The organism is Clostridium mediterraneense, assembly GCF_900091705.1.
GTDB classification, from domain to species: domain Bacteria; phylum Bacillota; class Clostridia; order Clostridiales; family Clostridiaceae; genus Sarcina; species Sarcina mediterraneense.
The window spans coordinates 485,060-510,566 of the sequence record NZ_LT594785.1 but is presented as its reverse complement, the minus strand read 5'-3'; the positions used below and the strand labels follow the sequence as shown (position 1 = coordinate 510,566).

Annotated in this window: 16 protein-coding genes, 4 tRNA genes, 5 rRNA genes and 4 other annotated features; of the genes, 5 read left to right on the top strand and 20 right to left on the bottom strand. The window is 36.8% G+C overall.

Features of this window, described 5'->3' with window-relative positions:
• Positions 1–6 precede the first annotated feature (6 nt).
• Complete coding sequence (locus BN8917_RS04370; protein ID WP_066871128.1) at positions 7–1,026, bottom strand: hypothetical protein; 1,020 nt, start codon at positions 1,024–1,026, stop codon at positions 7–9.
• Positions 1,019–1,561, bottom strand: coding sequence for a UvrB/UvrC motif-containing protein (locus BN8917_RS04365; protein ID WP_066871126.1), 543 nt, complete (start codon positions 1,559–1,561; stop codon positions 1,019–1,021). The genes BN8917_RS04370 and BN8917_RS04365 overlap by 8 nt, the downstream gene beginning before the upstream one ends.
• 131 nt (positions 1,562–1,692) lie before the next feature.
• Here BN8917_RS04365 and BN8917_RS04360 point away from each other — a divergent pair, with 131 nt between their 5' ends.
• Positions 1,693–2,343: an MBL fold metallo-hydrolase gene (locus BN8917_RS04360; protein ID WP_066871123.1), complete on the top strand. Its 651-nt coding sequence runs from the start codon at positions 1,693–1,695 to the stop codon at positions 2,341–2,343.
• A gap of 42 nt (positions 2,344–2,385) precedes the next feature.
• On the opposite strand, the gene BN8917_RS04355 is transcribed toward BN8917_RS04360, so the two are convergent.
• From BN8917_RS04355 to BN8917_RS04320, 8 genes are all read right to left on the bottom strand, one after another.
• A complete protein-coding gene (locus BN8917_RS04355) occupies positions 2,386–2,556 on the bottom strand; it encodes a DUF362 domain-containing protein (protein ID WP_066871119.1) in 171 nt (56 codons plus the stop codon).
• Between the two features lie 145 nt (positions 2,557–2,701).
• Entirely contained in the window at positions 2,702–2,905 is a 204-nt protein-coding gene (locus tag BN8917_RS04350) for a heavy-metal-associated domain-containing protein (RefSeq protein WP_066871116.1), read from the bottom strand.
• 12 nt (positions 2,906–2,917) lie between these two features.
• On the bottom strand, positions 2,918–3,829 hold the full coding sequence (locus BN8917_RS04345) for a PSP1 domain-containing protein (protein WP_066871114.1): 912 nt from the start codon (positions 3,827–3,829) through the stop codon (positions 2,918–2,920).
• Position 3,830: 1 nt separating this feature from the next.
• Entirely contained in the window at positions 3,831–4,790 is a 960-nt protein-coding gene (locus BN8917_RS04340; RefSeq protein WP_066871111.1) for a DNA polymerase III subunit delta', read from the bottom strand.
• An 18-nt stretch (positions 4,791–4,808) separates the two neighbouring features.
• Positions 4,809–5,138 carry a cyclic-di-AMP receptor gene (locus tag BN8917_RS04335; protein WP_066871108.1) on the bottom strand — a complete coding sequence of 110 codons (330 nt, stop codon included), beginning with the start codon at positions 5,136–5,138 and terminating at the stop codon, positions 4,809–4,811.
• Positions 5,139–5,368: 230 nt separating this feature from the next.
• Positions 5,369–5,962, bottom strand: a complete 594-nt coding sequence (locus tag BN8917_RS04330) for a nucleoside/nucleotide kinase family protein (RefSeq protein WP_066871106.1) — start codon at positions 5,960–5,962, stop codon at positions 5,369–5,371.
• Between the two features lie 29 nt (positions 5,963–5,991).
• The gene (locus tag BN8917_RS04325; RefSeq protein ID WP_066871103.1) at positions 5,992–7,413 is read right to left on the bottom strand and encodes an aminotransferase class I/II-fold pyridoxal phosphate-dependent enzyme; all 1,422 of its coding nucleotides are present in this window, start codon (positions 7,411–7,413) and stop codon (positions 5,992–5,994) included.
• 146 nt (positions 7,414–7,559) lie between these two features.
• A complete protein-coding gene (locus BN8917_RS04320) occupies positions 7,560–7,757 on the bottom strand; it encodes a sigma factor G inhibitor Gin (protein ID WP_066871100.1) in 198 nt (65 codons plus the stop codon).
• A 153-nt stretch (positions 7,758–7,910) separates the two neighbouring features.
• Between BN8917_RS04320 and BN8917_RS04315 the strand changes: the two genes are divergently transcribed.
• On the top strand, positions 7,911–9,062 hold the full coding sequence (locus BN8917_RS04315; RefSeq protein WP_066871098.1) for a zinc-binding metallopeptidase family protein: 1,152 nt from the start codon (positions 7,911–7,913) through the stop codon (positions 9,060–9,062).
• Positions 9,063–9,096: 34 nt separating this feature from the next.
• Here BN8917_RS04315 and BN8917_RS04310 read toward each other — a convergent pair whose 3' ends face one another.
• Complete coding sequence (locus BN8917_RS04310; protein ID WP_066871094.1) at positions 9,097–9,615, bottom strand: hypothetical protein; 519 nt, start codon at positions 9,613–9,615, stop codon at positions 9,097–9,099.
• A 526-nt stretch (positions 9,616–10,141) separates the two neighbouring features.
• Between BN8917_RS04310 and BN8917_RS04305 the strand changes: the two genes are divergently transcribed.
• The 3 genes from BN8917_RS04305 to BN8917_RS04295 all read left to right on the top strand — a co-directional run bounded on the left by BN8917_RS04305 (position 10,142) and on the right by BN8917_RS04295 (position 13,018).
• Complete coding sequence (locus tag BN8917_RS04305) at positions 10,142–11,083, top strand: magnesium transporter CorA family protein (RefSeq protein WP_066871091.1); 942 nt, start codon at positions 10,142–10,144, stop codon at positions 11,081–11,083.
• Positions 11,084–11,117: 34 nt separating this feature from the next.
• Positions 11,118–12,056: a magnesium transporter CorA family protein gene (locus tag BN8917_RS04300; protein ID WP_066871088.1), complete on the top strand. Its 939-nt coding sequence runs from the start codon at positions 11,118–11,120 to the stop codon at positions 12,054–12,056.
• A gap of 83 nt (positions 12,057–12,139) precedes the next feature.
• Positions 12,140–13,018, top strand: coding sequence for a S66 peptidase family protein (locus tag BN8917_RS04295; protein WP_066871085.1), 879 nt, complete (start codon positions 12,140–12,142; stop codon positions 13,016–13,018).
• Positions 13,019–13,054: 36 nt separating this feature from the next.
• On the opposite strand, the gene BN8917_RS04290 is transcribed toward BN8917_RS04295, so the two are convergent.
• The 9 genes from BN8917_RS04290 to BN8917_RS04245 form a co-directional block, all read right to left on the bottom strand.
• Positions 13,055–13,128 (bottom strand) — tRNA-Cys (locus tag BN8917_RS04290).
• Between the two features lie 9 nt (positions 13,129–13,137).
• Positions 13,138–13,213: transfer RNA gene (locus tag BN8917_RS04285), tRNA-Phe, on the bottom strand.
• A 5-nt stretch (positions 13,214–13,218) separates the two neighbouring features.
• Positions 13,219–13,336, bottom strand: a 5S ribosomal RNA gene (rrf, locus tag BN8917_RS04280).
• 112 nt (positions 13,337–13,448) lie between these two features.
• Positions 13,449–15,785 (bottom strand) — a sequence feature (most likely nonfunctional fraction of RNA operon).
• A gap of 268 nt (positions 15,786–16,053) precedes the next feature.
• Positions 16,054–16,221 (bottom strand) — a sequence feature (23S ribosomal RNA rRNA prediction is too short).
• Between the two features lie 58 nt (positions 16,222–16,279).
• Positions 16,280–18,291, bottom strand: a 23S ribosomal RNA gene (locus BN8917_RS04270).
• A gap of 233 nt (positions 18,292–18,524) precedes the next feature.
• Positions 18,525–20,038 (bottom strand): 16S ribosomal RNA (locus tag BN8917_RS04265).
• A 509-nt stretch (positions 20,039–20,547) separates the two neighbouring features.
• A 5S ribosomal RNA gene (gene rrf / locus BN8917_RS04260) occupies positions 20,548–20,665 on the bottom strand.
• Positions 20,666–20,718: 53 nt separating this feature from the next.
• Positions 20,719–23,626, bottom strand: a 23S ribosomal RNA gene (locus BN8917_RS04255).
• Together the 16S, 23S and 5S rRNA genes with 2 tRNA genes alongside form the textbook arrangement of a ribosomal RNA operon.
• A 121-nt stretch (positions 23,627–23,747) precedes the next feature.
• Positions 23,748–23,824: transfer RNA gene (locus tag BN8917_RS04250), tRNA-Ile, on the bottom strand.
• Between the two features lie 13 nt (positions 23,825–23,837).
• Positions 23,838–23,913, bottom strand: a tRNA-Ala gene (locus BN8917_RS04245).
• A gap of 184 nt (positions 23,914–24,097) precedes the next feature.
• Positions 24,098–25,068: a sequence feature (most likely nonfunctional fraction of RNA operon), on the bottom strand.
• 10 nt (positions 25,069–25,078) lie between these two features.
• Positions 25,079–25,507, bottom strand: a sequence feature (16S ribosomal RNA rRNA prediction is too short).

Here is a 25,507-nt window from a genome sequence, read left to right as displayed (position 1 = left end):
TCCCTTCTATATTTCACTTTTACCCAAAGTCTTTCTTAGAATCCAAGCTCTTTTAATCTTTTCCTCATTCTCTGTAAGTTTCTGACCTACAATTTTATAAATATTATTCTGCTGGATTAAAATACACAGACTGTTTAAATCACTTATAGATAAATTATTTATCATATCCATCTCTACACCTAGTCTTATCATAGATAATAAATCTAGGCTTTCCCTAAATGTTATCTTTCTTGCATTACTTAAAATAGCTTCTGCTCTAAAAATTTTATCTTCAAGTTCTTCTCTATCTGTTTCAAGAAATTTTTTTCTAACATTTTTTTCTTTCATCACTAATTGATAAGTTATAGCTTCAATATCATTTAAAATTTCTTCTTCCCTAACCCCTATTGTCACTTTATTATAAACCCTATAAAGATTTGAAATACCTATATTCTCATTAACATAAATATCCTCTAAACAAAGTCCTACCTGGTTTAACTCATCATTTAGTTGGTTTATGCTCCTTTTTCTATTTAAAATAGGTAAATGTATAACCGAGCTTACTCTAAACGCAGTTCCTAAATTATTTATTGAAGAATTTAAATACCCAAACTTTTCATGAAAGGCTATATCAAAATTTTGTTCAATAAAATCCATAATATATTTTGCCTCTTCATATAGCTCTTTAAATTTTGCTTCATCTGCTCTCAATCTAACAGTTATATGATTTTCACCATTTATCATAATTATTAAATGCTTATCTTCACTTATAACAAAGCTTGAAATATTTTTATTTTTAAATAAGCTAGAACTTACAACTCCTTGCTCAATATACAAACCTATATCCTCTTTAGACTCTTGCCATAAATTAACTTTTTTAAACTTATATTTTTCATTTTTCATAAAAGTTTTTGATATATTTTCTGAAAGCTCTCTCCCTTGATTTATTCCTAATTTAAAAGGAAATACTATAGAATCTAGATTTCTGCTAATTATAATTTCTGAACCAACAATTATATTATTTTGTGTTTTAATAGAATCACTCATCCTCTTCATCCTTATTCTTCAATTTCTTAAATTTTTTAATCTTATCTCTTATAACAGCAGCAACCTCATAATTTTCAAACTCTATAGCATCTTTCAAATCTTCTTCAAGGCACTTTATTTCATAACTATTTTCATCAATTTCACCTCTCATTTTTAAAGCAATTCTACCTATATGCTCAGCACTTCCTTGTGCTTTAATAATCATATCTGTTATAGTTTTTTCAAAACTTTTATAACATTCACTGCATCCTACTCGTCCACTACTTTTAACATCTCTAAAATTAGTTTTACATCTATCACAATTAATAACAGAAGGTAGGATATCATCTTGCTCCTTTTCACTCATATAATCAACTAATCCATTTAGTATCTTATTTATATCGAAATCATCCCCCTCCTTAACTTCACTTTCTATAATCAAATCTCCCATTTCAATAGCACATTTTTCACAAAGCATAAGGTGTTCTTTCTTTCCATTTGCTATTCTTACAAGATGTACACTTGCTTCATTCTTATTACATTTTTCACAAATCATCTAATATACCCCTTTGCTAAATTGCTCTCTTAATATAGTTATTGCCAAAATCAATATTTTAAAACAAAATAAATGTTTAATTTATATAATAAATGTCAATAACTATTAATATGTGCTAGGAGGATATTAATATGATTATTAACTTTATTGGTCATTCATCATTTTTACTAAAAACATCAACAGGAAAAAGAATATTAACAGACCCCTATAATCTTGATATAGGTTATAAAACTTTTGACTCTGAAGTTGACTTAATAACTATAAGTCACCTTCACTTTGATCATTCATGTACTGATAATTTTTCTAAAGAAGTGAAGATAATTAGAGAATGTATAGAATTTGAGAATACTTTTTGTAAAGTAACAGGATTTCAAAGTTATCATGATAATTACAAAGGTCAAAAAAGAGGGGATAATATTATTTTTAAAATAGAGGCAGATAATTTATCAATTTGCCATCTTGGAGACCTTGGGCATATTCTAAATGAAGAAATGATAAAAAGACTAGGTAATATAGATGTATTATTTGTTCCTGTAGGAGAAATATATACTATTGCACTCAAAGACCTAAAAAAAATTATAGAAATGATTTCTCCTAAATACATAATTCCAATGCATTATAAAACAGCTGAATTAAGCTTTACACTAAAACCAATTGATGAGTTTCTTCTTATAATGAAGGAGTATCCTAAAGAAAGACTAGAAACCCTATCCCTATCTAAAGAAGAATTAACTGATGAAATGAGCAAAATAATAATACTTGAGATATTTAAAGATAAATAAAAAAGAAGAGTAATAAGCTAATTACTCTTCTTTTAATATATATTATTCAGCGTTAGGTGCACCTACTGGACAAACACTAGCACAGCTTCCACAATCTATGCATATTTCTGGATCGATCTCGTATTGAGTATCTCCTTCTGATATAGCACCTACTGGGCATTCTGCAGCACAAGCTCCACAGTTTACACATGTATCGTCAATCTTATATGCCATTTTAAATTCCTCCTCCAAATTATTTGTTTAAATTCCCCCTATATTCTAACATATATTTTTTTACTTTAAAAGATATTACAGGAAATAACTATTCTGTGTATTATTTAATTAATAAATTTATGTTATTATAATTTCAAATTTAATATTAAATAGTAATATAACCTAAATTTTCTATAATATCTATTACTTCACACTCATCTATATATAACTTATCATAAATAACAGTAACACTACTTAAAGATTTTTTTATTTCACAAGCAAGTACACCCTCTGCATTAGCCAAGGCTTCTTGTATTTTTAGTTCATCACCTTGTGAATTCATATTACTAATCTTAACAACAACTTTCATCAAAAATTCCCCCTAATCTTTTTTGAAAATCTCCTTTAACATTCTTTTATCTGTTTCATCTGTTAACTCAAGTCTTATATCATTTTCTTCTACATCAGCTTCGTATTTACCTGATATAAGTTTAACTTCATCAATTTTATAATATTCAATAAAATCTTCATCTCTTTTAGCTCTTCTAACTTTAACTTTAACCTGTTCTTTAACTGCACTATTATATAAAACTTCACCTTTTCCATCAACAGTTTCAACAATAGAACCAACCTTAGGAAGTTTCTTTCTTACTTCCTCATAGTTTTCTTGTTCATAATTAAGGCAGCACATAAGTCTACCACATACTCCTGAAATTTTTGTTGGATTAAGAGATAAATTTTGTTCTTTAGCCATCTTTATAGAAACAGATGTAAATTCACCAAGAAAACTTGAGCAACATAAAGGTCTACCACATGGTCCAAGTCCTCCAACAACCTTTGCTTCATCCCTAACTCCTATTTGTCTTAATTCTATTCTAGTCTTAAAAATAGTAGCTAATTCTTTTACAAGATCTCTAAAATCAACTCTACCATCTGCTGTAAAATAGAATATAACTTTATTATTATCAAAAGTATATTCAACATCTATAAGCTTCATATCTAAATTATGCTTTTGTATTTTCTCCTCACAAATAGAAAAAGCATCTTTTTCTTTAGATTTATTAACTAAATGACTATCCTTATCCTCTTCTGTAGCAACTCTTATAACCTTCTTTAATGGTGATATAATTTCACTTTCACTAATTTCTTTGTTATATATTACACATTCACCAAATTCTATTCCTCTTGCTGTTTCAACAACAACATAATCTCCCTTTTTTATATTTAAATCACTAGGATCGAAATAATATATCTTTCCAGCCTTCTTAAATCTAATCCCTACAACTTTTATCATCTTACACCTCCAGCATTCTCCTCATCATACTATTAAAAGTTAAAGTTCTATTAGTATTACTAATTAAATTTAATCTTGTATCGTCTATAATAGCTATAAACTCTTTTAACTTTTTATATGACATAAGCATAGCTAACTCTTTAATTCTATCTATCTGATCACCATTTATAATTAACGCATCATTCGCAACTTCTTTATACACAATAATATCTCTTATAAAGGAAACAAAAGACTCTAAAATCTCATCATTCTTACCAATTAAAATTTTAGTAAGTTCTCCTTTACCTTTTCCATCAAAATAATTTGTATATTCTAATATTTCCTTTTCATTTCCTTTAGAAACTGAAAGTAAAACATCTAAAACAAAAGTCCTAATCTTTGAAAAGCTTTTGTCATTCACAAATTTTTCTATTCTCCCTGGAATCCCTTCACTAAAAGCTATTAATGATTTTTTAGTATCTTCATCTATAAATTTAAAATCTCTATCTATAAATTCTTCTAGCTCTATACTATTTAAAGGAGCTAATTTATGTATTTGACATCTTGATTTTATAGTATCTAAAATCAACTCTAGACTTCTAGTTAAAATGATTATGTAAACTCCATTTGGAGGTTCTTCTATTGTTTTAAGCAAAGCATTTTGCGCTTCGGTAGTAAACTTTTCTCCATTATAAAGAATAACAACCTTTTTATCTCCTTCATAAGGTTTTTTATTTACCTCAGCAACTACATCTCTAACATGTCCTACCTTAAAGGAATTATCAGTTGTCTTATAATTTATAATATCAATATGACTCTCTCTTTCCTCTACTCCAATAATAAGCTCAGCAAATGCTTTTGCTAATAAACTCTTGCCTATTCCATCCTCACCAACAATTAGATGAGCATGAGAAAGTGCATTTTTTTCTTTACTACTAATAAATCTATCTAGTATATATTTATGACCAATTACTTTTCTCAATGCACTTCCTCCTAAAAATTAAAATTTGAAAAATTTATCAACATCTACAACAAAAACTGTTGCCCCTCCTACTTCAACTTCAACAGGATATGGAACATATACTCCATTTGGTTCTGGAATCGCTTCAGGAGTAGGTACAACACCTTTTCTCGCCTCACAATTATCTTTTATAATCTTAATAGCATCGTCTACTTTTTCTTCATCTACTCCAATAAGTAAGGTTGTATTACCAGCCTTCAAAAAGCCTCCTGTTGTTGCGAGCTTAGTAATTGTATAACCTTTTTTACTAAGTTCTTCAATTAAGTCTAAAGAATCTTCATCTTGAACAACAGCAATTATTAATTTCATAATAATTACCTCCTTATTAATTTGTATTATTTGAAACTAAGTAAAAATAATATATTAAAAATTAAAAACATATTTTTTTAGATAGCTACTATTACTATAAAAACACAATATACATTATCTACAATATGAATTATACCATTAATTGAGCAATATTAAACTGTAATACTATAACAAATTAAATAAATATAAAAAAATGGTATCTATCTAATTAAACATAGATACCATCATCATTATCTTTCTATTTCTTCTCTAATAAATCCTTTAATTTCATAAATAACTTTTTCAAGATTATAATTCTCAAAAACTCTTGTTATTTTAGCTTCTTTTAAATTTTCTTCACTAAAATCTTTACTATCAGCTAAGAATCTTCTACAAAGCTCCTCATATTTTGGTATTTGCTGTTCTCTTTCCCTATCTAAAGCTCTTTGCAGTCTAACTCCATCATCAATTCCTATATAAATAGGAATTACATTTTCTTCACCATAATATTTCTTAAAATTCATAAAAGCTTCTAAAGTTATAATAATTAAATAATTATCCTTTTCAAGTTCAATCTGTCCATCATCTATAGTACTATAATACCAATCTCCATAAACTGTATTATAACATCTTGATTCTATAACCTTACCTTGTTTCTCCCAATTATCAAGCTCTTCCTTACTTATAAAATGGTACTCAACACCCTCTGTTTCATTTGATCTTTTTGGTCTTGTTGTGTAAATAACAACTTCTTTTAAATTTTCAGTATTCTCCATACTAAGTCTTTTAAAAATAGTATCCTTTCCACAGCCGCTTTTTCCCATTATACAAAATATTTTTCCCATCTTATCCTCCAGCACTACTAACTATGATTTTATTGCTTAACAACTAAAACTTTTCTATTCTCTACTCCCATAAGAGTAATCTTATCTTCTAAATATTTATTTATAAAACTTATATGTCTTTGCTCAATTTTTTCTCCCATCACTAAAAGAGGTACCCCCGGTGGGTATGGTATTATATTTTCTCCTACCACTCTATCAGTAGCTTTCTCTAAATCTACCCATTCTCTATCCATCTCTAAAACATCAGCTGGGATAATACTCATCTTAGGAATTTCTATATCATAAAATCCTTTTTCCTCTTGTTTTAAAATATTTTTATCACAATTAATTAAAGCATTTTCTAATTTTACAAAATCCTCTTCACAGTTAAAAGGTGATGGAATTAAAATAACATTTCTTTCATCACTCATTTCACACTGAACTTTTTGTTCTCTTAAATAATCTAAAAGCTTATGTCCACTTAAGCCTTCAGATAAATGAAGAACTATTCTACTAGAATCTAGCTCTACATCCTCAAACTCTCTAAAGAATTTTTTATCAATAAGCTTAATATAATCTATGCTTCTTATATTATTCTTGAATCTCTCTATTCTTTCAAGAAGTAAATCATAGTAATTTTCAGCTTTTACTTCTAAAAAATATTTTCCATACTCTAGTGACATCATAAACATATAAGATGGGCTAGTACTAAGAAATACTCCCTTATAAAAATCAACTTTATCTAAAAACTTTTCATTATTAACATGAATATAAGCTGTTTGAGTTAAACTTGGCAAAGTTTTATGTGCACTCATAACAACTATATCAGCCTCAAAATCTTGTGCTGACTTTGGAAGCTTTTTATTAAATCCAAAATGTGCACCATGAGCTGAATCAATTAATACACTAAGCCCATTTTCTTTACACATCTTAATAGTATCTTCTACACCAATACCTATTCCATAATAATAAGGATAAGTTAATACTACTCCCTTTGCCTCTTTATTATTTTTAATTATTCTTTCTAAATCATCTATGTCTATTCCAATAGGAGTCTTAAAATCTTTATGTATTATATTTTTTACAAAAATAGGCTTTAACTTTCTAACAATTATAGCATTCATAATACTCCTATGGCAATTTCTCTCAATAATAACTGTATCTCCTTCATTAAAAGCAGCAAACATCATTATAAGATTACCACTAGTACTTCCATTCACAAGAAAATAAGATTTCTTACTTCTATATAATTTAGTAAGCATATCTTGAGACTCTTTTATAACTCCCTCTGGTTTATGAAGGTTATCAACTCCATCAAATTCTGTTATATCAGCCCTAAGCATTAATTCTCCAAGTCCATCATTAAAAAAGGCTCTACCATATTTATGACCCGGCATAGAAAATGGTGCTATATCTTCATTCATATATTCCTTTAAAACCTTAATTAAAGGTAATTCATCAAAACTATCCATCATAGTCCTCCTAATAAAAACTAATCTATATAAATAACATTAAAATAATCTCTTTAATATCATACTAGATATATTATATCAGAAGTAAATTTCTAAAAATAAGAATAATATTGAAATAAAAAAAGACTAATAGAAAATTAATTCTATTAGCCTTCTTTTCTGAGCTTTCCTACTAAATTACTTTTAATCTTTTCCTTATAAAACTCATAAAATTCTGAATCAATATCTGAATCTATAGCCTTCTGCTCACAACAAGTACAAATTTTTTTATCTAATATTAAAATTCCAGGTGAGCCTGTCTTTCCACAAATTATACATATCTTATCTAATACTTCTTTATTCATAATAAATACCTCCTAAAAAACCCTATATCTGATTATTAACAAATATTTATTTTTCTATACAATAAATATTTTATTTATAATTGCAAAAGATAAGAGAAAGAATAATGGAAGGTGGTGAATTCTTAATAACCTTTAAGATTATTAAGATGCTTTATGAAACAAGAGGCAATTTCCTACTTATCAACAGAAAAAGAAAATCTAATTGAGCTTTCAAAATATATATACAATAATCCAGAAGAAAGCTATAAAGAATTTAAAACTAGTATGTATATAACAGAATTCCTAGAAAAAAGAGGATTTACAATAGAAAAAAACTTTCAAAATATATCAACAGCATTTAAAGCTACTATAGGATCTGGTGAACCAAATCTTTGCTTTATCTGCGAATATGATGCTATAAAAGATAAAGGGCACCTTACAGCACATAATACTTTATGTTCAATACAAGTTGGAGCAGCAATAGCATTATCTAAAGTACTAGAAAAATTAAATAATCCAGCTACAATAACTGTACTTGGCTGTCCTGGTGAATATTTAGGTGGAGTTAAAGAAACTTTTATGCGCCAAGGTGTTTTTGAAGAAATTGATACTATATTTGAAATAAATCCAAATATTATAACATCAGATAACAGAACATCCTGTGCTGTTATCCCCTTAGAAATATCATTCGAAAGTAAAAACTGTAATAAATGTAGCTATTCTTCAGTAGATGCACTACTATTACTATCTAATATATTAAAAATATTAGAAAAATCATTTAACTACAATAATGTTCAAATAGATTACAGTATACCTGAAGCAAATATGCATCCATTTATAAAATCAGATAAAAGTATATTAAGACTGATGTTAAAATCTAAGCAAATAGAAAATATAGAGGGAGTTCAAGATAAAATAAAATCTATAGCTAACTTTATATCTGAACTATTAAATGTAGATAACACCACTTGCTTATATCAACCACCTAGTAAGCCTTTAAAATCAAATAACACATTAAATAGACTGTTTAGTAATAACTTAAAAGAAAGTGGTATTATAAACACTCAAGGAACTATAAACTCACAATGTTCCTTAAATATAGGAAGCATAAGTGAAACTATTCCTACGATATCACCTTTAATATCAATAGTAGATTCAGGAGAATCTATATGTTATGGATCAACTGAATTTTCAAAAGCTAGTATAAAAGATACAGCAAATGAAATTGCATTCAAAACATCTATAGCACTTTTCTGTACAGCTATAGATCTTATAGAAAAACCTGAGTTACTCTCAGAAGCTAAACAAGAACTAAATACAAAATAAAAAAAAGCATCTCCTAATCGAGATGCTTTAATTATTAAACTACTTGTTTATTTACTTGCTTATCAATATTTATCTTTAAATTATTAACCTTATTAACAAACCTATCACTAGCTTGGAAATAAAATTTATAAGTTTTATTATCTTTTTTATATATACAGCATTTTTTAGCTTCGAAGTTTCTACATATATAACTTCTACAGCCTTTAGTAGAAAACTCTTTTATTCTATCTTTATCTTCTCCTAAATATACGATATCCTCTACTTTAATATCTTCAAGTACTTTTTGCTTTTCGCTAATTACTTTATGAATTATTAATTGATCAGCAATAACTGAATATTTATAACTCACTCTACATTTTCTAAATAAAATAGCAAATATCGCTAGAGTCATAAAAATCAATAAAGGATCAGTCACAACTTCAATCTTTGTATTATATAATCTAATATTTCCGATTGCTCTACCTAAGAATATCATAGCGCTACCAAAAATAACACTAGCTATAATAGCATTTGATCTCCTATGACTAATAGTTTCCTTCTGCATAATGCCCATAAGTTTAAAATCCCCCGTAAACTTTTAATTCTTTTTAAAATGTAACACTAAGATTATACTAAGTTTTAATAATTAAATCTAAGCCTTTAAATAGCCAATTAATTTAAAAATCATTTAAATTAAGCTTTCTCTCATACTTAACACACTTAATTACTAATTAGCTTCAAATACCTCAATAAGTCTCTATAAAGCTTATATATCTATAATAATCATTATTTAATAAAAAAATTTCTTTTTAAATTTACAATCTTCAAAATTTATTAGCACTAATTCATCTTACATACAATAATATATTAATTCTAAAAAATATCACTTAAATTTAAAGCCTAAACAATTAATATTATATAAATAATATAACAGTCTCCCTAGACAAATTAGTAAATAAATCTTATACTATCTATCTATAATTTACTATAACTATTATTATATAGTATAATAAACTCATTATTTAATTAAAGTAAATTTCAAATGAAATAATAAACTACGTTATTTATAAATTTTATTAATTCTATTAAGGAGGAAATCTATGATACAAATTTATAAATCAAAATCAGACTCAAAAAAACTAGTATCATTAAGTAATCTAGAGCCTGGTTGTTGGATTAACTTAATAGCGCCAACAGAAGAAGAACTCCTACTTATATCAAAAAAAACAAATGTTCCAATGGATTTCTTAAAATCAGCTTTAGATGATGAAGAAACATCTCGTATAGATATAGAAAATGACATTAGTTTATTTATAATAGATATACCATACACTGATATGGAAGAAAACGCTCTAACTTATGATACATACCCACTTGGTATAATACATACATCAAATGAAATAATTACTGTTTGCCTAAAAAATAGTAAAATAATAAGAGACTTTACATCAAATGAAATAAAAGCATTTGATACTTCTAAAAAAAGTACTCTTACACTTAAAATATTACATAGAATATATACATATTATCTTATATATCTTAGACAAATAGATAAGAAAAGTACTTTAATAGAAGAAGAGTTATATGAATCTATGAGAAATAGAGAACTCTCCTTACTTCATTCTCTAAAGAAATCATTAGTATATTTCTCAACTTCACTTAAATCTAGTAAAGTAACCTTACTTAAAATAGGGAAGTTAGAATTTATGAAAAAATATGAAGACGATGAAGATTTATTAGAAGATGTAATAATAGAACATCAGCAGGCTACTGAGATGACCAACATCTATAACAACATACTTTCTAGTACAATATCATTTTCTGCTTCAATAATATCAAATAACTTTAATAATGTTGCAAAATTCTTAACTTCAATGACAACAGTATTATCATTATTTACTATATCAACAGGAATATATGGAATGAATATACCACTACCAATGGAGCATTATCCACACGCATTTGCAGTACTTATGACTATAACTTCTACTGTAGCTGCAATATCACTATATCTCCTTAATAAAAATGGTATGTTAAAATAAACTATATATCCCAGACTAAAAGGAGGTATACTATATGATTCAAATATTAAAATCTAATCAAAATAGACAATTAGATAAAATAGATTCAATAGAAAATGGCTGTTGGATAAACCTTATAAATCCAACAAAAGAAGAACTAATATTTATTTCAAAAAAGACAAATGTTGAACTTGACTTCTTACAAGCTGCTCTTGATAATGAAGAAACGTCACGTATAGATATAGAAGAAAATTATACATTAATAATACTTGATATACCTTTTATAGAAGATGATGATTCTAATATTGTATATAGTACCTACCCTCTAGGAATCATATACACTAAAGAAGCAATAATCACTATATCATTAAGAGAAAGTCCTATATTAAATGATTTTATTTCTAATAAAATTAGTTCATTTTATACATTTAAAAAATTTAGATTCATTCTACAAATACTATATAGGGTTTCATCTTACTACCTTATATATCTTAGACAAATTGAGAAAAAAAGCTTATTACTTGAAAAAAGACTTAATAAATCAATGAAAAATGAAGAGCTTATAAAACTACATTCATTAGAAAAATCCCTAGTTTATTTTTCAACTTCATTAAAATCTAATCAACTAACATTTGATAAGCTTTTAAAACTAGAAAGAATTCAACAATATGAAGAAGATAAAGATTTACTAGAAGATGTAATTATAGAAAATAATCAGGCCATTGAAATGACAGAAGTATATACAGATATTTTATCAAGTACAATGTCTTATTTTTCATCAATTATCTCTAATAACTTTAACAGAGTTGCTAAGATACTTACATCAGTAACTATAATTTTGACTCTATTCTCAGTTGTTGCAAGTACATATGGAATGAATATAGGACTTCCTCTACAAAATAATCCATATGCATTCGAAATAGTTATGGTGGGAACTTCAATAGTAGCTGTATTAACAATCTTTATACTTTATAAGAAAAATATGCTGTTCTAATAATAAAAAATCTATGCATATAATAATAAAGAAGGGAAGCTAAACTAAGCTTTCCTTCTTTTTATTAAAGGAGGTTTTTTTATATGAATAAATATACTTCTATTGGAGTTATTGGTATTGTTTGTCCTGCTAGTGGTGATACTAATGAAACTATCGACTTGTATATAAATAAGTTCAAAAATCTTGGATTTAATATAAAAGAAGGAAAATATATAAGAAAAAAAAATAATTACCTTAGTGGGAATGATAAAGAAAGAGCTGAAGATATAAATGAAATGTTTAGAGATAATAATGTAAAAGCAATTGTTTGCTTTAGAGGTGGGTATGGATCTATTAGAATGGCTAAATACTTAGATTTAAAAGCTATAAAAAATAATCCTAAACCGTTTTTTGGTTATAGTGATATTACTTTACTATTAAACTATTTAAATAAATCAGCAGGCTTAATAACATATCATGCTCCAATGATAAAATCTAATTTTGAAAATGAGGAAACTCTGCAGTCATTATTAAAATTTCTAACAAATCAAAATAATAGAAATACTATTGAAATAAATTTAAATAAATTTACAAATATAAAATCTTATAGTACTAAAAAAATTTCAGGTAAAATTTCTGGAGGAAACCTATCTATTATCTGTAGTTCATTAAAAACACCTTATGAAATAGATACTGATAATAAAATACTTCTTATTGAAGAAGTCAATGAAGAGCCATATTCAATAGATAGATTATTATCTCAATTAATTTATTCTGGTAAGTTAAAGAAAGTCAAAGGTATATTGATAGGCCATATTACTCCTAAATCTACATTATTAGATAACATTATAAAAGACATTTTGCTTCCACTTAATATCCCACTTATGACAGGAATACCAATTGGACACGACTATCCAAATATAACTTTACCTATTGGTCAAAAATGCTATATAGATTTTAAAGATAAAAAAATATTGATATAAAAATAAAGAACTTCAGTTAATACTGAAGTTCTTATTTGGAGGCGCCACCCGGATTTGAACCGGGGATAAAGGTTTTGCAGACCTCTGCCTTACCACTTGGCTATAGCGCCTTATTAAAATGGTGGCTCGAGCAGGAATCGAACCAGCGACACGAGGATTTTCAGTCCTCTGCTCTACCGACTGAGCTATCGAGCCATATGACCTGGCAACCACCTACTCTCCCACACAGCTTCCCGTGCAGTACCATCGGCCTCTAAAAGCTTAACCTTCGTGTTCGGAATGGGAACGGGTGTTACCTTAAAGAGCATCATCACCAGATAATTAACAAATTAATTGTCACCATCATTTTAATAACAATATTTTAAAGAGTTATTATTCTCTGAAAATTGCATACAAATTTGATATTATACTATATATTTTGGTCAAGCCCTCGTTCTATTAGTATCAGTCAGCTAAACATGTTACCATGCGTACACCTCTGACCTATCAACCTCCTGTTCTCGAAGGGAACTTACTAGCTTACGCTATGGGAAATCTCATCTTGAGGGGGGCTTCATACTTAGATGCTTTCAGTATTTATCCCTTCCCGACTTAGCTACCCAGCTATGCTCTTGGCAGAACAACTGGTGCACCAGAGGTCAGTCCATCCCGGTCCTCTCGTACTAAGGACAGCTCCTCTCAAATTTCCTACGCCCGCGACGGATAGGGACCGAACTGTCTCACGACGTTCTGAACCCAGCTCGCGTGCCGCTTTAATGGGCGAACAGCCCAACCCTTGGGACCTACTTCAGCCCCAGGATGCGACGAGCCGACATCGAGGTGCCAAACCTCCCCGTCGATGTGAACTCTTGGGGGAGATCAGCCTGTTATCCCCGAGGTAGCTTTTATCCGTTGAGCGATGGCCCTCCCACGAGGTACCACCGGATCACTAAGCCCGACTTTCGTCCCTGCTCGACCTGTATGTCTCGCAGTCAGGCTCCCTTATGCCTTTGCACTCTACGAACGATTTCCGACCGTTCTGAGGGAACCTTTGGGCGCCTCCGTTACTTTTTAGGAGGCGACCGCCCCAGTCAAACTGCCCACCTAACAATGTCCTGTGACCAGATTCATGGCCGCCAGTTAGAACTTCAGTAATGTCAGGGTGGTATCCCAAGGATGACTCCACTAAGTCTGACGACCTAGTTTCTCAGTCTCCCACCTATCCTGTACAGACAATACCAAAATTCAATGCTAAGCTACAGTAAAGCTCTACGGGGTCTTTCCGTCCAATCGCGGGTAACGAGCATCTTCACTCGTACTACAACTTCGCCGGATTCACAGTTGAGACAGTGCCCAATTCATTACGCCATTCGTGCGGGTCAGAACTTACCTGACAAGGAATTTCGCTACCTTAGGACCGTTATAGTTACGGCCGCCGTTTACTGGGGCTTAAGTTCATACCTTCGCTTGCGCTAAGCATTCCCCTTAACCTTCCAGCACCGGGCAGGCGTCAGCCCCTATACATCAGCTTACGCTTTAGCAGAGACCTGTGTTTTTGCTAAACAGTTGATTGGGCCTATTCTCTGCGGCCTACTCTCGTAGGCACCCCTTCTCCCGAAGTTACGGGGTCAATTTGCCGAGTTCCTTAACTGTGATTCATCCGCCGGCCTTAGGATTCTCTCCTCACCTACCTGTGTCGGTTTGCGGTACGGGCACTACTTCTCTCTCTAGATGCTTTTCTCGGCAGCGTAGAATCAGATACTTCGGTTCCGTAGAACCTTCCCCATCACGCCTCAGAATTGCCATGGCGGATTTGCCTACCATGACTCCCTAAACGCTTAGACTAGCATATCCAACAGCTAGCACATCCTATCTTCCTGCGTCACACCATCGATAATAACGATTGTAGTGGTACTGGAATATCAACCAGTTGTCCATCGCTTACGCCTTTCGGCCTCAGCTTAGGTCCCGACTAACCCTCAGCGGACGAGCCTTCCTGAGGAAACCTTGGGTTTTCGGCCTGTGGGATTCTCACCCACATCTCGCTACTAATGCCAACATTCTCACTCGTAATCAGTCCACCGCTCCTTACGGTACGACTTCAGCCCGATTACGACGCTCCCCTACCAATTGAATAAATTCAATTCCGTAGCTTCGGTGGTAAGTTTTAGCCCCGAACATTTTCGGCGCAGGATCTCTTGACTAGTGAGCTATTACGCACTCTTTAAATGAGTGGCTGCTTCTGAGCCAACATCCTAGTTGTCTTAGAAATCCCACATCCTTTTCCACTTAACTTACACTTTGGGACCTTAGCTGACGATCTGGGCTGTTTCCCTTTCGACCATGGATCTTATCATTCACAGTCTGACTGCCGGAGTAAAAGTATATGGCATTCGGAGTTTGATAAGGTTCGGTAAGCGCTATGCCCCCTAGCCCATTCAGTGCTCTACCTCCATTACTCAATGTTCCGACGCTAGCCCTAAAGCTATTTCGGGGAGAACCAGCTATATCCGAGTTCGATTGGAATTTCTCCGCTATCCACAAGTCATCCCATACTTTTTCAACAGTAACGTGGTTCGGTCCTCCACGAAGTTTTACCTTCGCTTCAACCTGCTCATGGATAGGTCACCCGGTTTCGGGTCTACGGCATGCAACTAGTCGCCCTATTCAGACTTGGTTTCCCTTCGGCTCCGTACCTTAAGTACTTAACCTCGCTACATACCGTAACTCGTTGGCTCGTTCTACAAAAAGCACATCATCGCGCTCATAAGGCGCTTTGATCGGTTGTGGACATACGGTTTCAGGTTCTATTTCACTCCCCTCCCGGGGTTCTTTTCACCTTTCCCTCACGGTACTGCTTCACTATCGGTCATCAAGTAGTATTTAGTCTTGGGAGGTGGTCCTCCCTGCTTCCCACAAGGTTCCTCGTGTCTCGTGGTACTCTGGATTAGAACTTATTAACTTCCACTTTAATATACAGGACTATTACCTTCTACGGTAGAGCTTTCCAACTCTCTTCTATTAGTTCCTGTTAATACTTATGTTCTATCCANCAAACTGCCCACCTAACAATGTCCTGTGACCAGATTCATGGCCGCCAGTTAGAACTTCAGTAATGTCAGGGTGGTATCCCAAGGATGACTCCACTAAGTCTGACGACCTAGTTTCTCAGTCTCCCACCTATCCTGTACAGACAATACCAAAATTCAATGCTAAGCTACAGTAAAGCTCTACGGGGTCTTTCCGTCCAATCGCGGGTAACGAGCATCTTCACTCGTACTACAACTTCGCCGGATTCACAGTTGAGACAGTGCCCAATTCATTACGCCATTCGTGCGGGTCAGAACTTACCTGACAAGGAATTTCGCTACCTTAGGACCGTTATAGTTACGGCCGCCGTTTACTGGGGCTTAAGTTCATACCTTCGCTTGCGCTAAGCATTCCCCTTAACCTTCCAGCACCGGGCAGGCGTCAGCCCCTATACATCAGCTTACGCTTTAGCAGAGACCTGTGTTTTTGCTAAACAGTTGATTGGGCCTATTCTCTGCGGCCTACTCTCGTAGGCACCCCTTCTCCCGAAGTTACGGGGTCAATTTGCCGAGTTCCTTAACTGTGATTCATCCGCCGGCCTTAGGATTCTCTCCTCACCTACCTGTGTCGGTTTGCGGTACGGGCACTACTTCTCTCTCTAGATGCTTTTCTCGGCAGCGTAGAATCAGATACTTCGGTTCCGTAGAACCTTCCCCATCACGCCTCAGAATTGCCATGGCGGATTTGCCTACCATGACTCCCTAAACGCTTAGACTAGCATATCCAACAGCTAGCACATCCTATCTTCCTGCGTCACACCATCGATAATAACGATTGTAGTGGTACTGGAATATCAACCAGTTGTCCATCGCTTACGCCTTTCGGCCTCAGCTTAGGTCCCGACTAACCCTCAGCGGACGAGCCTTCCTGAGGAAACCTTGGGTTTTCGGCCTGTGGGATTCTCACCCACATCTCGCTACTAATGCCAACATTCTCACTCGTAATCAGTCCACCGCTCCTTACGGTACGACTTCAGCCCGATTACGACGCTCCCCTACCAATTGAATAAATTCAATTCCGTAGCTTCGGTGGTAAGTTTTAGCCCCGAACATTTTCGGCGCAGGATCTCTTGACTAGTGAGCTATTACGCACTCTTTAAATGAGTGGCTGCTTCTGAGCCAACATCCTAGTTGTCTTAGAAATCCCACATCCTTTTCCACTTAACTTACACTTTGGGACCTTAGCTGACGATCTGGGCTGTTTCCCTTTCGACCATGGATCTTATCATTCACAGTCTGACTGCCGGAGTAAAAGTATATGGCATTCGGAGTTTGATAAGGTTCGGTAAGCGCTATGCCCCCTAGCCCATTCAGTGCTCTACCTCCATTACTCAATGTTCCGACGCTAGCCCTAAAGCTATTTCGGGGAGAACCAGCTATATCCGAGTTCGATTGGAATTTCTCCGCTATCCACAAGTCATCCCATACTTTTTCAACAGTAACGTGGTTCGGTCCTCCACGAAGTTTTACCTTCGCTTCAACCTGCTCATGGATAGGTCACCCGGTTTCGGGTCTACGGCATGCAACTAGTCGCCCTATTCAGACTTGGTTTCCCTTCGGCTCCGTACCTTAAGTACTTAACCTCGCTACATACCGTAACTCGTTGGCTCGTTCTACAAAAAGCACATCATCGCGCTCATAAGGCGCTTTGATCGGTTGTGGACATACGGTTTCAGGTTCTATTTCACTCCCCTCCCGGGGTTCTTTTCACCTTTCCCTCACGGTACTGCTTCACTATCGGTCATCAAGTAGTATTTAGTCTTGGGAGGTGGTCCTCCCTGCTTCCCACAAGGTTCCTCGTGTCTCGTGGTACTCTGGATTATAACTCGTTATTTGTTCGTTTAACCTACAGGACTATTACCTCCTACGGTAGAGCTTTCCAACTCTCTTCGGTTACAAACTCTTAACTTTGATGTTATATCCTCAACCCCAGAAACAAGTTTCTGGTTTGGACTCTTTCCTTTTCGCTCGCCGCTACTAAGAAAATCGATTTTTCTTTCTCTTCCTCTAGGTACTTAGATGTTTCAGTTCCCTAGGTGTTCCCTCCTTAAGCTATGTATTCACTTAAGGATACATGGGGTTACCCATGTGAGTTTCCTCATTCGGAGATCTCCGGATCTCAGGCTATTTGCGCCTACCCGAAGCTTATCGCAGCTTATCACGTCCTTCATCGGCTCTTGATGCCAAGGCATTCACCGTACGCCCTTTGTAGCTTGACCTATTAGTCAATTACGGATTATTTTTATATCTCGTAAATTTACAAAGAATTATATTTAAATTAGTTTTTCAACTAATTCGGCTTCATTATATATGTGTAATTTTCAAAGAACAATTTTGAGTAACCAAAAGGTTTCTCAAAATTAAACAGAGAATTAAGTAGCATTCTTTTTGCTTTTATTTTTTGTCTTTCTAGTTATCCTAGAAAGTTAATTCCTTAGAAAGGAGGTGATCCAGCCGCAGGTTCTCCTACGGCTACCTTGTTACGACTTCACCCCAATCGCTGACCCTACCTTAGGCCGCTGCCTCCTTGCGGTTAGCTCACGGACGTTGGGTATTGCCAACTCTCATGGTGTGACGGGCGGTGTGTACAAGACCCGGGAACGTATTCACCGCGACATTCTGATTCGCGATTACTAGCAACTCCGGCTTCATGAAGGCGAGTTTCAGCCTTCAATCCGAACTGGGACAGGTTTTGTGGGATTTGCTCCACCTCACGGTCTTGCGTCTCTCTGTACCTGCCATTGTAGCACGTGTGTAGCCCTACACATAAGGGGCATGATGATTTGACGTCGTCCCCACCTTCCTCCTGGTTAACCCAGGCAGTCTCGCTAGAGTGCTCAACTTAATGGTAGCAACTAACAATAGGGGTTGCGCTCGTTGCGGGACTTAACCCAACATCTCACGACACGAGCTGACGACAACCATGCACCACCTGTCACCTTGTCTCCGAAGAGATTTCCCCGATTAAGGGTAATGCAAGGGATGTCAAGTGTAGGTAAGGTTCTTCGCGTTGCTTCGAATTAAACCACATGCTCCGCTGCTTGTGCGGGTCCCCGTCAATTCCTTTGAGTTTTAATCTTGCGACCGTACTCCCCAGGCGGAATACTTAATGCGTTAGCGGCGGCACAGAGGTATCGAAACCCCTACACCTAGTATTCATCGTTTACGGCGTGGACTACCAGGGTATCTAATCCTGTTCGCTCCCCACGCTTTCGAGCCTCAGCGTCAGTTACAGTCCAGAGAGTCGCCTTCGCCACTGGTGTTCTTCCTAATCTCTACGCATTTCACCGCTACACTAGGAATTCCACTCTCCTCTCCTGCACTCTAGATACTCAGTTTGGAATGCAGTACTCGGGTTGAGCCCAAGTATTTCACATCCCACTTAAGTATCCGCCTACGCTCCCTTTACGCCCAATAAATCCGGATAACGCTCGCCACCTACGTATTACCGCGGCTGCTGGCACGTAGTTAGCCGTGGCTTCCTCCTTAGGTACTGTCATTATCATCCCTAAAGACAGAGCTTTACGATCCGAAGACCTTCATCGCTCACGCGGCGTTGCTGCATCAGAGTTTCCTCCATTGTGCAATATTCCCCACTGCTGCCTCCCGTAGGAGTCTGGGCCGTGTCTCAGTCCCAATGTGGCCGATCACCCTCTCAGGTCGGCTACGCATCGTCGTCTTGGTAGGCCGTTACCCCACCAACTAACTAATGCGACGCGGGTCCATCTCATAGCGGATTGCTCCTTTGATTATCAAGTGATGCCACTCGATAATATTATGCGGTATTAATCTTCCTTTCGGAAGGCTATTCCCCTCTATGAGGCAGGTTACCCACGTGTTACTCACCCGTCCGCCGCTAATCCGTTCCCCGAAGGAAACTTCATCGCTCGACTTGCATGTGTTAGGCACGCCGCCAGCGTTCATCCTGAGCCAGGATCAAACTCTCAATTTAAAAGTTTAATCTTAAGCTTAAAACATAAAAAGAATTGCTGGTTTACTTAATTTCTTCTGTTTAATTTTCAAAGACCTTTTAACAAGTTGCCTTTAAACAACTTATTCAGTTTAACAGCTTTTTAATGTTATGTCAATAACTTTTTTATCTTCTAAAAAATTTATTTTCTAAATTCTTTGTCGTTTTATGTCGTGTCATTAACGTATCTTATTCTAACATAATAAAATAGTTGATAAAATTATATTATTCATTTTATTAGAACTTATATTTATAATTCTTTATTTTTCTACACTTTTCTATGTAATTATTTTATCGATACACTAGGTGAAGTTTATTTGTTTTAAAACATTTTTAATGAAATTAACTAGCAAATTAATTAGTTATTATACATTGTAAATTAAAAATATAATTATCTACTTTAAACTTAAGTCTACCTTCTATTGGTATATTAAATTTCTATATAGCAAAAAAGTACTTGTATTACTACAAGTACTTTTTACCTTATTAAGACCTGGCAACCACCTACTCTCCCACACAGCTGCCCGTGCAGTACCATCGGCCTCTAAAAGCTTAACCTTCGTGTTCGGAATGGGAACGGGTGTTACCTTAAAGAGCATCATCACCAGATTTTTGAGAAATTATTCTCTAAAAATTACACATATATATTTACCTTTTTCTTTTTGGTCAAGCCCTCGTTCTATTAGTATCAGTCAGCTAAACATGTTACCATGCGTACACCTCTGACCTATCAACCTCCTGTTCTCGAAGGGAACTTACTAGCTTACGCTATGGGAAATCTCATCTTGAGGGGGGCTTCATACTTAGATGCTTTCAGTATTTATCCCTTCCCGACTTAGCTACCCAGCTATGCTCTTGGCAGAACAACTGGTGCACCAGAGGTCAGTCCATCCCGGTCCTCTCGTACTAAGGACAGCTCCTCTCAAATTTCCTACGCCCGCGACGGATAGGGACCGAACTGTCTCACGACGTTCTGAACCCAGCTCGCGTGCCGCTTTAATGGGCGAACAGCCCAACCCTTGGGACCTACTTCAGCCCCAGGATGCGACGAGCCGACATCGAGGTGCCAAACCTCCCCGTCGATGTGAACTCTTGGGGGAGATCAGCCTGTTATCCCCGAGGTAGCTTTTATCCGTTGAGCGATGGCCCTCCCACGAGGTACCACCGGATCACTAAGCCCGACTTTCGTCCCTGCTCGACCTGTATGTCTCGCAGTCAGGCTCCCTTATGCCTTTGCACTCTACGAACGATTTCCGACCGTTCTGAGGGAACCTTTGGGCGCCTCCGTTACTTTTTAGGAGGCGACCGCCCCAGTCAAACTGCCCACCTAACAATGTCCTGTGACCAGATTCATGGCCGCCAGTTAGAACTTCAGTAATGTCAGGGTGGTATCCCAAGGATGACTCCACTAAGTCTGACGACCTAGTTTCTCAGTCTCCCACCTATCCTGTACAGACAATACCAAAATTCAATGCTAAGCTACAGTAAAGCTCTACGGGGTCTTTCCGTCCAATCGCGGGTAACGAGCATCTTCACTCGTACTACAACTTCGCCGGATTCACAGTTGAGACAGTGCCCAATTCATTACGCCATTCGTGCGGGTCAGAACTTACCTGACAAGGAATTTCGCTACCTTAGGACCGTTATAGTTACGGCCGCCGTTTACTGGGGCTTAAGTTCATACCTTCGCTTGCGCTAAGCATTCCCCTTAACCTTCCAGCACCGGGCAGGCGTCAGCCCCTATACATCAGCTTACGCTTTAGCAGAGACCTGTGTTTTTGCTAAACAGTTGATTGGGCCTATTCTCTGCGGCCTACTCTCGTAGGCACCCCTTCTCCCGAAGTTACGGGGTCAATTTGCCGAGTTCCTTAACTGTGATTCATCCGCCGGCCTTAGGATTCTCTCCTCACCTACCTGTGTCGGTTTGCGGTACGGGCACTACTTCTCTCTCTAGATGCTTTTCTCGGCAGCGTAGAATCAGATACTTCGGTTCCGTAGAACCTTCCCCATCACGCCTCAGAATTGCCATGGCGGATTTGCCTACCATGACTCCCTAAACGCTTAGACTAGCATATCCAACAGCTAGCACATCCTATCTTCCTGCGTCACACCATCGATAATAACGATTGTAGTGGTACTGGAATATCAACCAGTTGTCCATCGCTTACGCCTTTCGGCCTCAGCTTAGGTCCCGACTAACCCTCAGCGGACGAGCCTTCCTGAGGAAACCTTGGGTTTTCGGCCTGTGGGATTCTCACCCACATCTCGCTACTAATGCCAACATTCTCACTCGTAATCAGTCCACCGCTCCTTACGGTACGACTTCAGCCCGATTACGACGCTCCCCTACCAATTGAATAAATTCAATTCCGTAGCTTCGGTGGTAAGTTTTAGCCCCGAACATTTTCGGCGCAGGATCTCTTGACTAGTGAGCTATTACGCACTCTTTAAATGAGTGGCTGCTTCTGAGCCAACATCCTAGTTGTCTTAGAAATCCCACATCCTTTTCCACTTAACTTACACTTTGGGACCTTAGCTGACGATCTGGGCTGTTTCCCTTTCGACCATGGATCTTATCATTCACAGTCTGACTGCCGGAGTAAAAGTATATGGCATTCGGAGTTTGATAAGGTTCGGTAAGCGCTATGCCCCCTAGCCCATTCAGTGCTCTACCTCCATTACTCAATGTTCCGACGCTAGCCCTAAAGCTATTTCGGGGAGAACCAGCTATATCCGAGTTCGATTGGAATTTCTCCGCTATCCACAAGTCATCCCATACTTTTTCAACAGTAACGTGGTTCGGTCCTCCACGAAGTTTTACCTTCGCTTCAACCTGCTCATGGATAGGTCACCCGGTTTCGGGTCTACGGCATGCAACTAGTCGCCCTATTCAGACTTGGTTTCCCTTCGGCTCCGTACCTTAAGTACTTAACCTCGCTACATACCGTAACTCGTTGGCTCGTTCTACAAAAAGCACATCATCGCGCTCATAAGGCGCTTTGATCGGTTGTGGACATACGGTTTCAGGTTCTATTTCACTCCCCTCCCGGGGTTCTTTTCACCTTTCCCTCACGGTACTGCTTCACTATCGGTCATCAAGTAGTATTTAGTCTTGGGAGGTGGTCCTCCCTGCTTCCCACAAGGTTCCTCGTGTCTCGTGGTACTCTGGATTATAACTCGTTATTTGTTCGTTTAACCTACAGGACTATTACCTCCTACGGTAGAGCTTTCCAACTCTCTTCGGTTACAAACTCTTAACTTTGATGTTATATCCTCAACCCCAGAAACAAGTTTCTGGTTTGGACTCTTTCCTTTTCGCTCGCCGCTACTAAGAAAATCGATTTTTCTTTCTCTTCCTCTAGGTACTTAGATGTTTCAGTTCCCTAGGTGTTCCCTCCTTAAGCTATGTATTCACTTAAGGATACATGGGGTTACCCATGTGAGTTTCCTCATTCGGAGATCTCCGGATCTCAGGCTATTTGCGCCTACCCGAAGCTTATCGCAGCTTATCACGTCCTTCATCGGCTCTTGATGCCAAGGCATTCACCGTACGCCCTTTGTAGCTTGACCTATTAGTCAATTACGGATTATTTTTTATATCTCGTAAATTTACAAAGAATATAGTAAATATAAATTAGTTTAAACTAATTTGGCTTTATCATAATTTATATGCAATTTTAAAAGAACAATATGGTGGGTCTAAGTGGACTCGAACCACCGACCTCACGCTTATCAGGCGTGCGCTCTAACCACCTGAGCTATAGACCCATATTATTAAAAATGGTGGAGGTAAGGAGATTCGAACTCCTGACCCCTTGCGTGCAAGGCAAGTGCTCTCCCAACTGAGCTATACCCCCAAGGACATTATATATTATATATTGAGTGTCGAACTTTGTCAAGTCTTTTTTTAAACTTTTTAACTTGATTAAAATTCTTTAAGACTCTCAAAATTAAACAGAGAATTAAGCAGCATTCTTTTTGCTTTTATTTTTTGTCTTTCTAGTTATCCTAGAAAGTTAATTCCTTAGAAAGGAGGTGATCCAGCCGCAGGTTCTCCTACGGCTACCTTGTTACGACTTCACCCCAATCGCTGACCCTACCTTAGGCCGCTGCCTCCTTGCGGTTAGCTCACGGACGTTGGGTATTGCCAACTCTCATGGTGTGACGGGCGGTGTGTACAAGACCCGGGAACGTATTCACCGCGACATTCTGATTCGCGATTACTAGCAACTCCGGCTTCATGAAGGCGAGTTTCAGCCTTCAATCCGAACTGGGACAGGTTTTGTGGGATTTGCTCCACCTCACGGTCTTGCGTCTCTCTGTACCTGCCATTGTAGCACGTGTGTAGCCCTACACATAAGGGGCATGATGATTTGACGTCGTCCCCACCTTCCTCCTGGTTAACCCAGGCAGTCTCGCTAGAGTGCTCAACTTAATGGTAGCAACTAACAATAGGGGTTGCGCTCGTTGCGGGACTTAACCCAACATCTCACGACACGAGCTGACGACAACCATGCACCACCTGTCACCTTGTCTCCGAAGAGATTTCCCCGATTAAGGGTAATGCAAGGGATGTCAAGTGTAGGTAAGGTTCTTCGCGTTGCTTCGAATTAAACCACATGCTCCGCTGCTTGTGCGGGTCCCCGTCAATTCCTTTGAGTTTTAATCTTGCGACCGTACTCCCCAGGCGGAATACTTAATGCGTTAGCGGCGGCACAGAGGTATCGAAACCCCTACACCTAGTATTCATCGTTTACGGCGTGGACTACCAGGGTATCTAATCCTGTTCGCTCCCCACGCTTTCGAGCCTCAGCGTCAGTTACAGTCCAGAGAGTCGCCTTCGCCACTGGTGTTCTTCCTAATCTCTACGCATTTCACCGCTACACTAGGAATTCCACTCTCCTCTCCTGCACTCTAGATACTCAGTTTGGAATGCAGTACTCGGGTTGAGCCCAAGTATTTCACATCCCACTTAAGTATCCGCCTACGCTCCCTTTACGCCCAATAAATCCGGATAACGCTCGCCACCTACGTATTACCGCGGCTGCTGGCACGTAGTTAGCCGTGGCTTCCTCCTTAGGTACTGTCATTATCATCCCTAAAGACAGAGCTTTACGATCCGAAGACCTTCATCGCTCACGCGGCGTTGCTGCATCAGAGTTTCCTCCATTGTGCAATATTCCCCACTGCTGCCTCCCGTAGGAGTCTGGGCCGTGTCTCAGTCCCAATGTGGCCGATCACCCTCTCAGGTCGGCTACGCATCGTCGTCTTGGTAGGCCGTTACCCCACCAACTAACTAATGCGACGCGGGTCCATCTCATAGCGGATTGCTCCTTTGATTATCAAGTGATGCCACTCGATAATATTATGCGGTATTAATCTTCCTTTCGGAAGGCTATTCCCCTCTATGAGGCAGGTTACCCACGTGTTACTCACCCGTCCGCCGCTAAT

Bases quoted from the DNA above. Each gene is read 5' to 3' on its own strand.
- BN8917_RS04370 (WP_066871128.1), bottom strand. From the start codon at position 1,026: ATGAGTGATTCTATTAAAACACAAAATAATATAATTGTTGGTTCAGAA.
- BN8917_RS04365 (WP_066871126.1), bottom strand. From the start codon at position 1,561: ATGATTTGTGAAAAATGTAATAAGAATGAAGCAAGTGTACATCTTGTA.
- BN8917_RS04360 (WP_066871123.1), top strand. From the start codon at position 1,693: ATGATTATTAACTTTATTGGTCATTCATCATTTTTACTAAAAACATCA.
- BN8917_RS04355 (WP_066871119.1), bottom strand. From the start codon at position 2,556: ATGGCATATAAGATTGACGATACATGTGTAAACTGTGGAGCTTGTGCT.
- BN8917_RS04350 (WP_066871116.1), bottom strand. From the start codon at position 2,905: ATGAAAGTTGTTGTTAAGATTAGTAATATGAATTCACAAGGTGATGAA.
- BN8917_RS04345 (WP_066871114.1), bottom strand. From the start codon at position 3,829: ATGATAAAAGTTGTAGGGATTAGATTTAAGAAGGCTGGAAAGATATAT.
- BN8917_RS04335 (WP_066871108.1), bottom strand. From the start codon at position 5,138: ATGAAATTAATAATTGCTGTTGTTCAAGATGAAGATTCTTTAGACTTA.
- BN8917_RS04330 (WP_066871106.1), bottom strand. From the start codon at position 5,962: ATGGGAAAAATATTTTGTATAATGGGAAAAAGCGGCTGTGGAAAGGAT.
- BN8917_RS04325 (WP_066871103.1), bottom strand. From the start codon at position 7,413: ATGGATAGTTTTGATGAATTACCTTTAATTAAGGTTTTAAAGGAATAT.
- BN8917_RS04320 (WP_066871100.1), bottom strand. From the start codon at position 7,757: ATGAATAAAGAAGTATTAGATAAGATATGTATAATTTGTGGAAAGACA.
- BN8917_RS04315 (WP_066871098.1), top strand. From the start codon at position 7,911: ATGAAACAAGAGGCAATTTCCTACTTATCAACAGAAAAAGAAAATCTA.
- BN8917_RS04310 (WP_066871094.1), bottom strand. From the start codon at position 9,615: ATGGGCATTATGCAGAAGGAAACTATTAGTCATAGGAGATCAAATGCT.
- BN8917_RS04305 (WP_066871091.1), top strand. From the start codon at position 10,142: ATGATACAAATTTATAAATCAAAATCAGACTCAAAAAAACTAGTATCA.
- BN8917_RS04300 (WP_066871088.1), top strand. From the start codon at position 11,118: ATGATTCAAATATTAAAATCTAATCAAAATAGACAATTAGATAAAATA.
- BN8917_RS04295 (WP_066871085.1), top strand. From the start codon at position 12,140: ATGAATAAATATACTTCTATTGGAGTTATTGGTATTGTTTGTCCTGCT.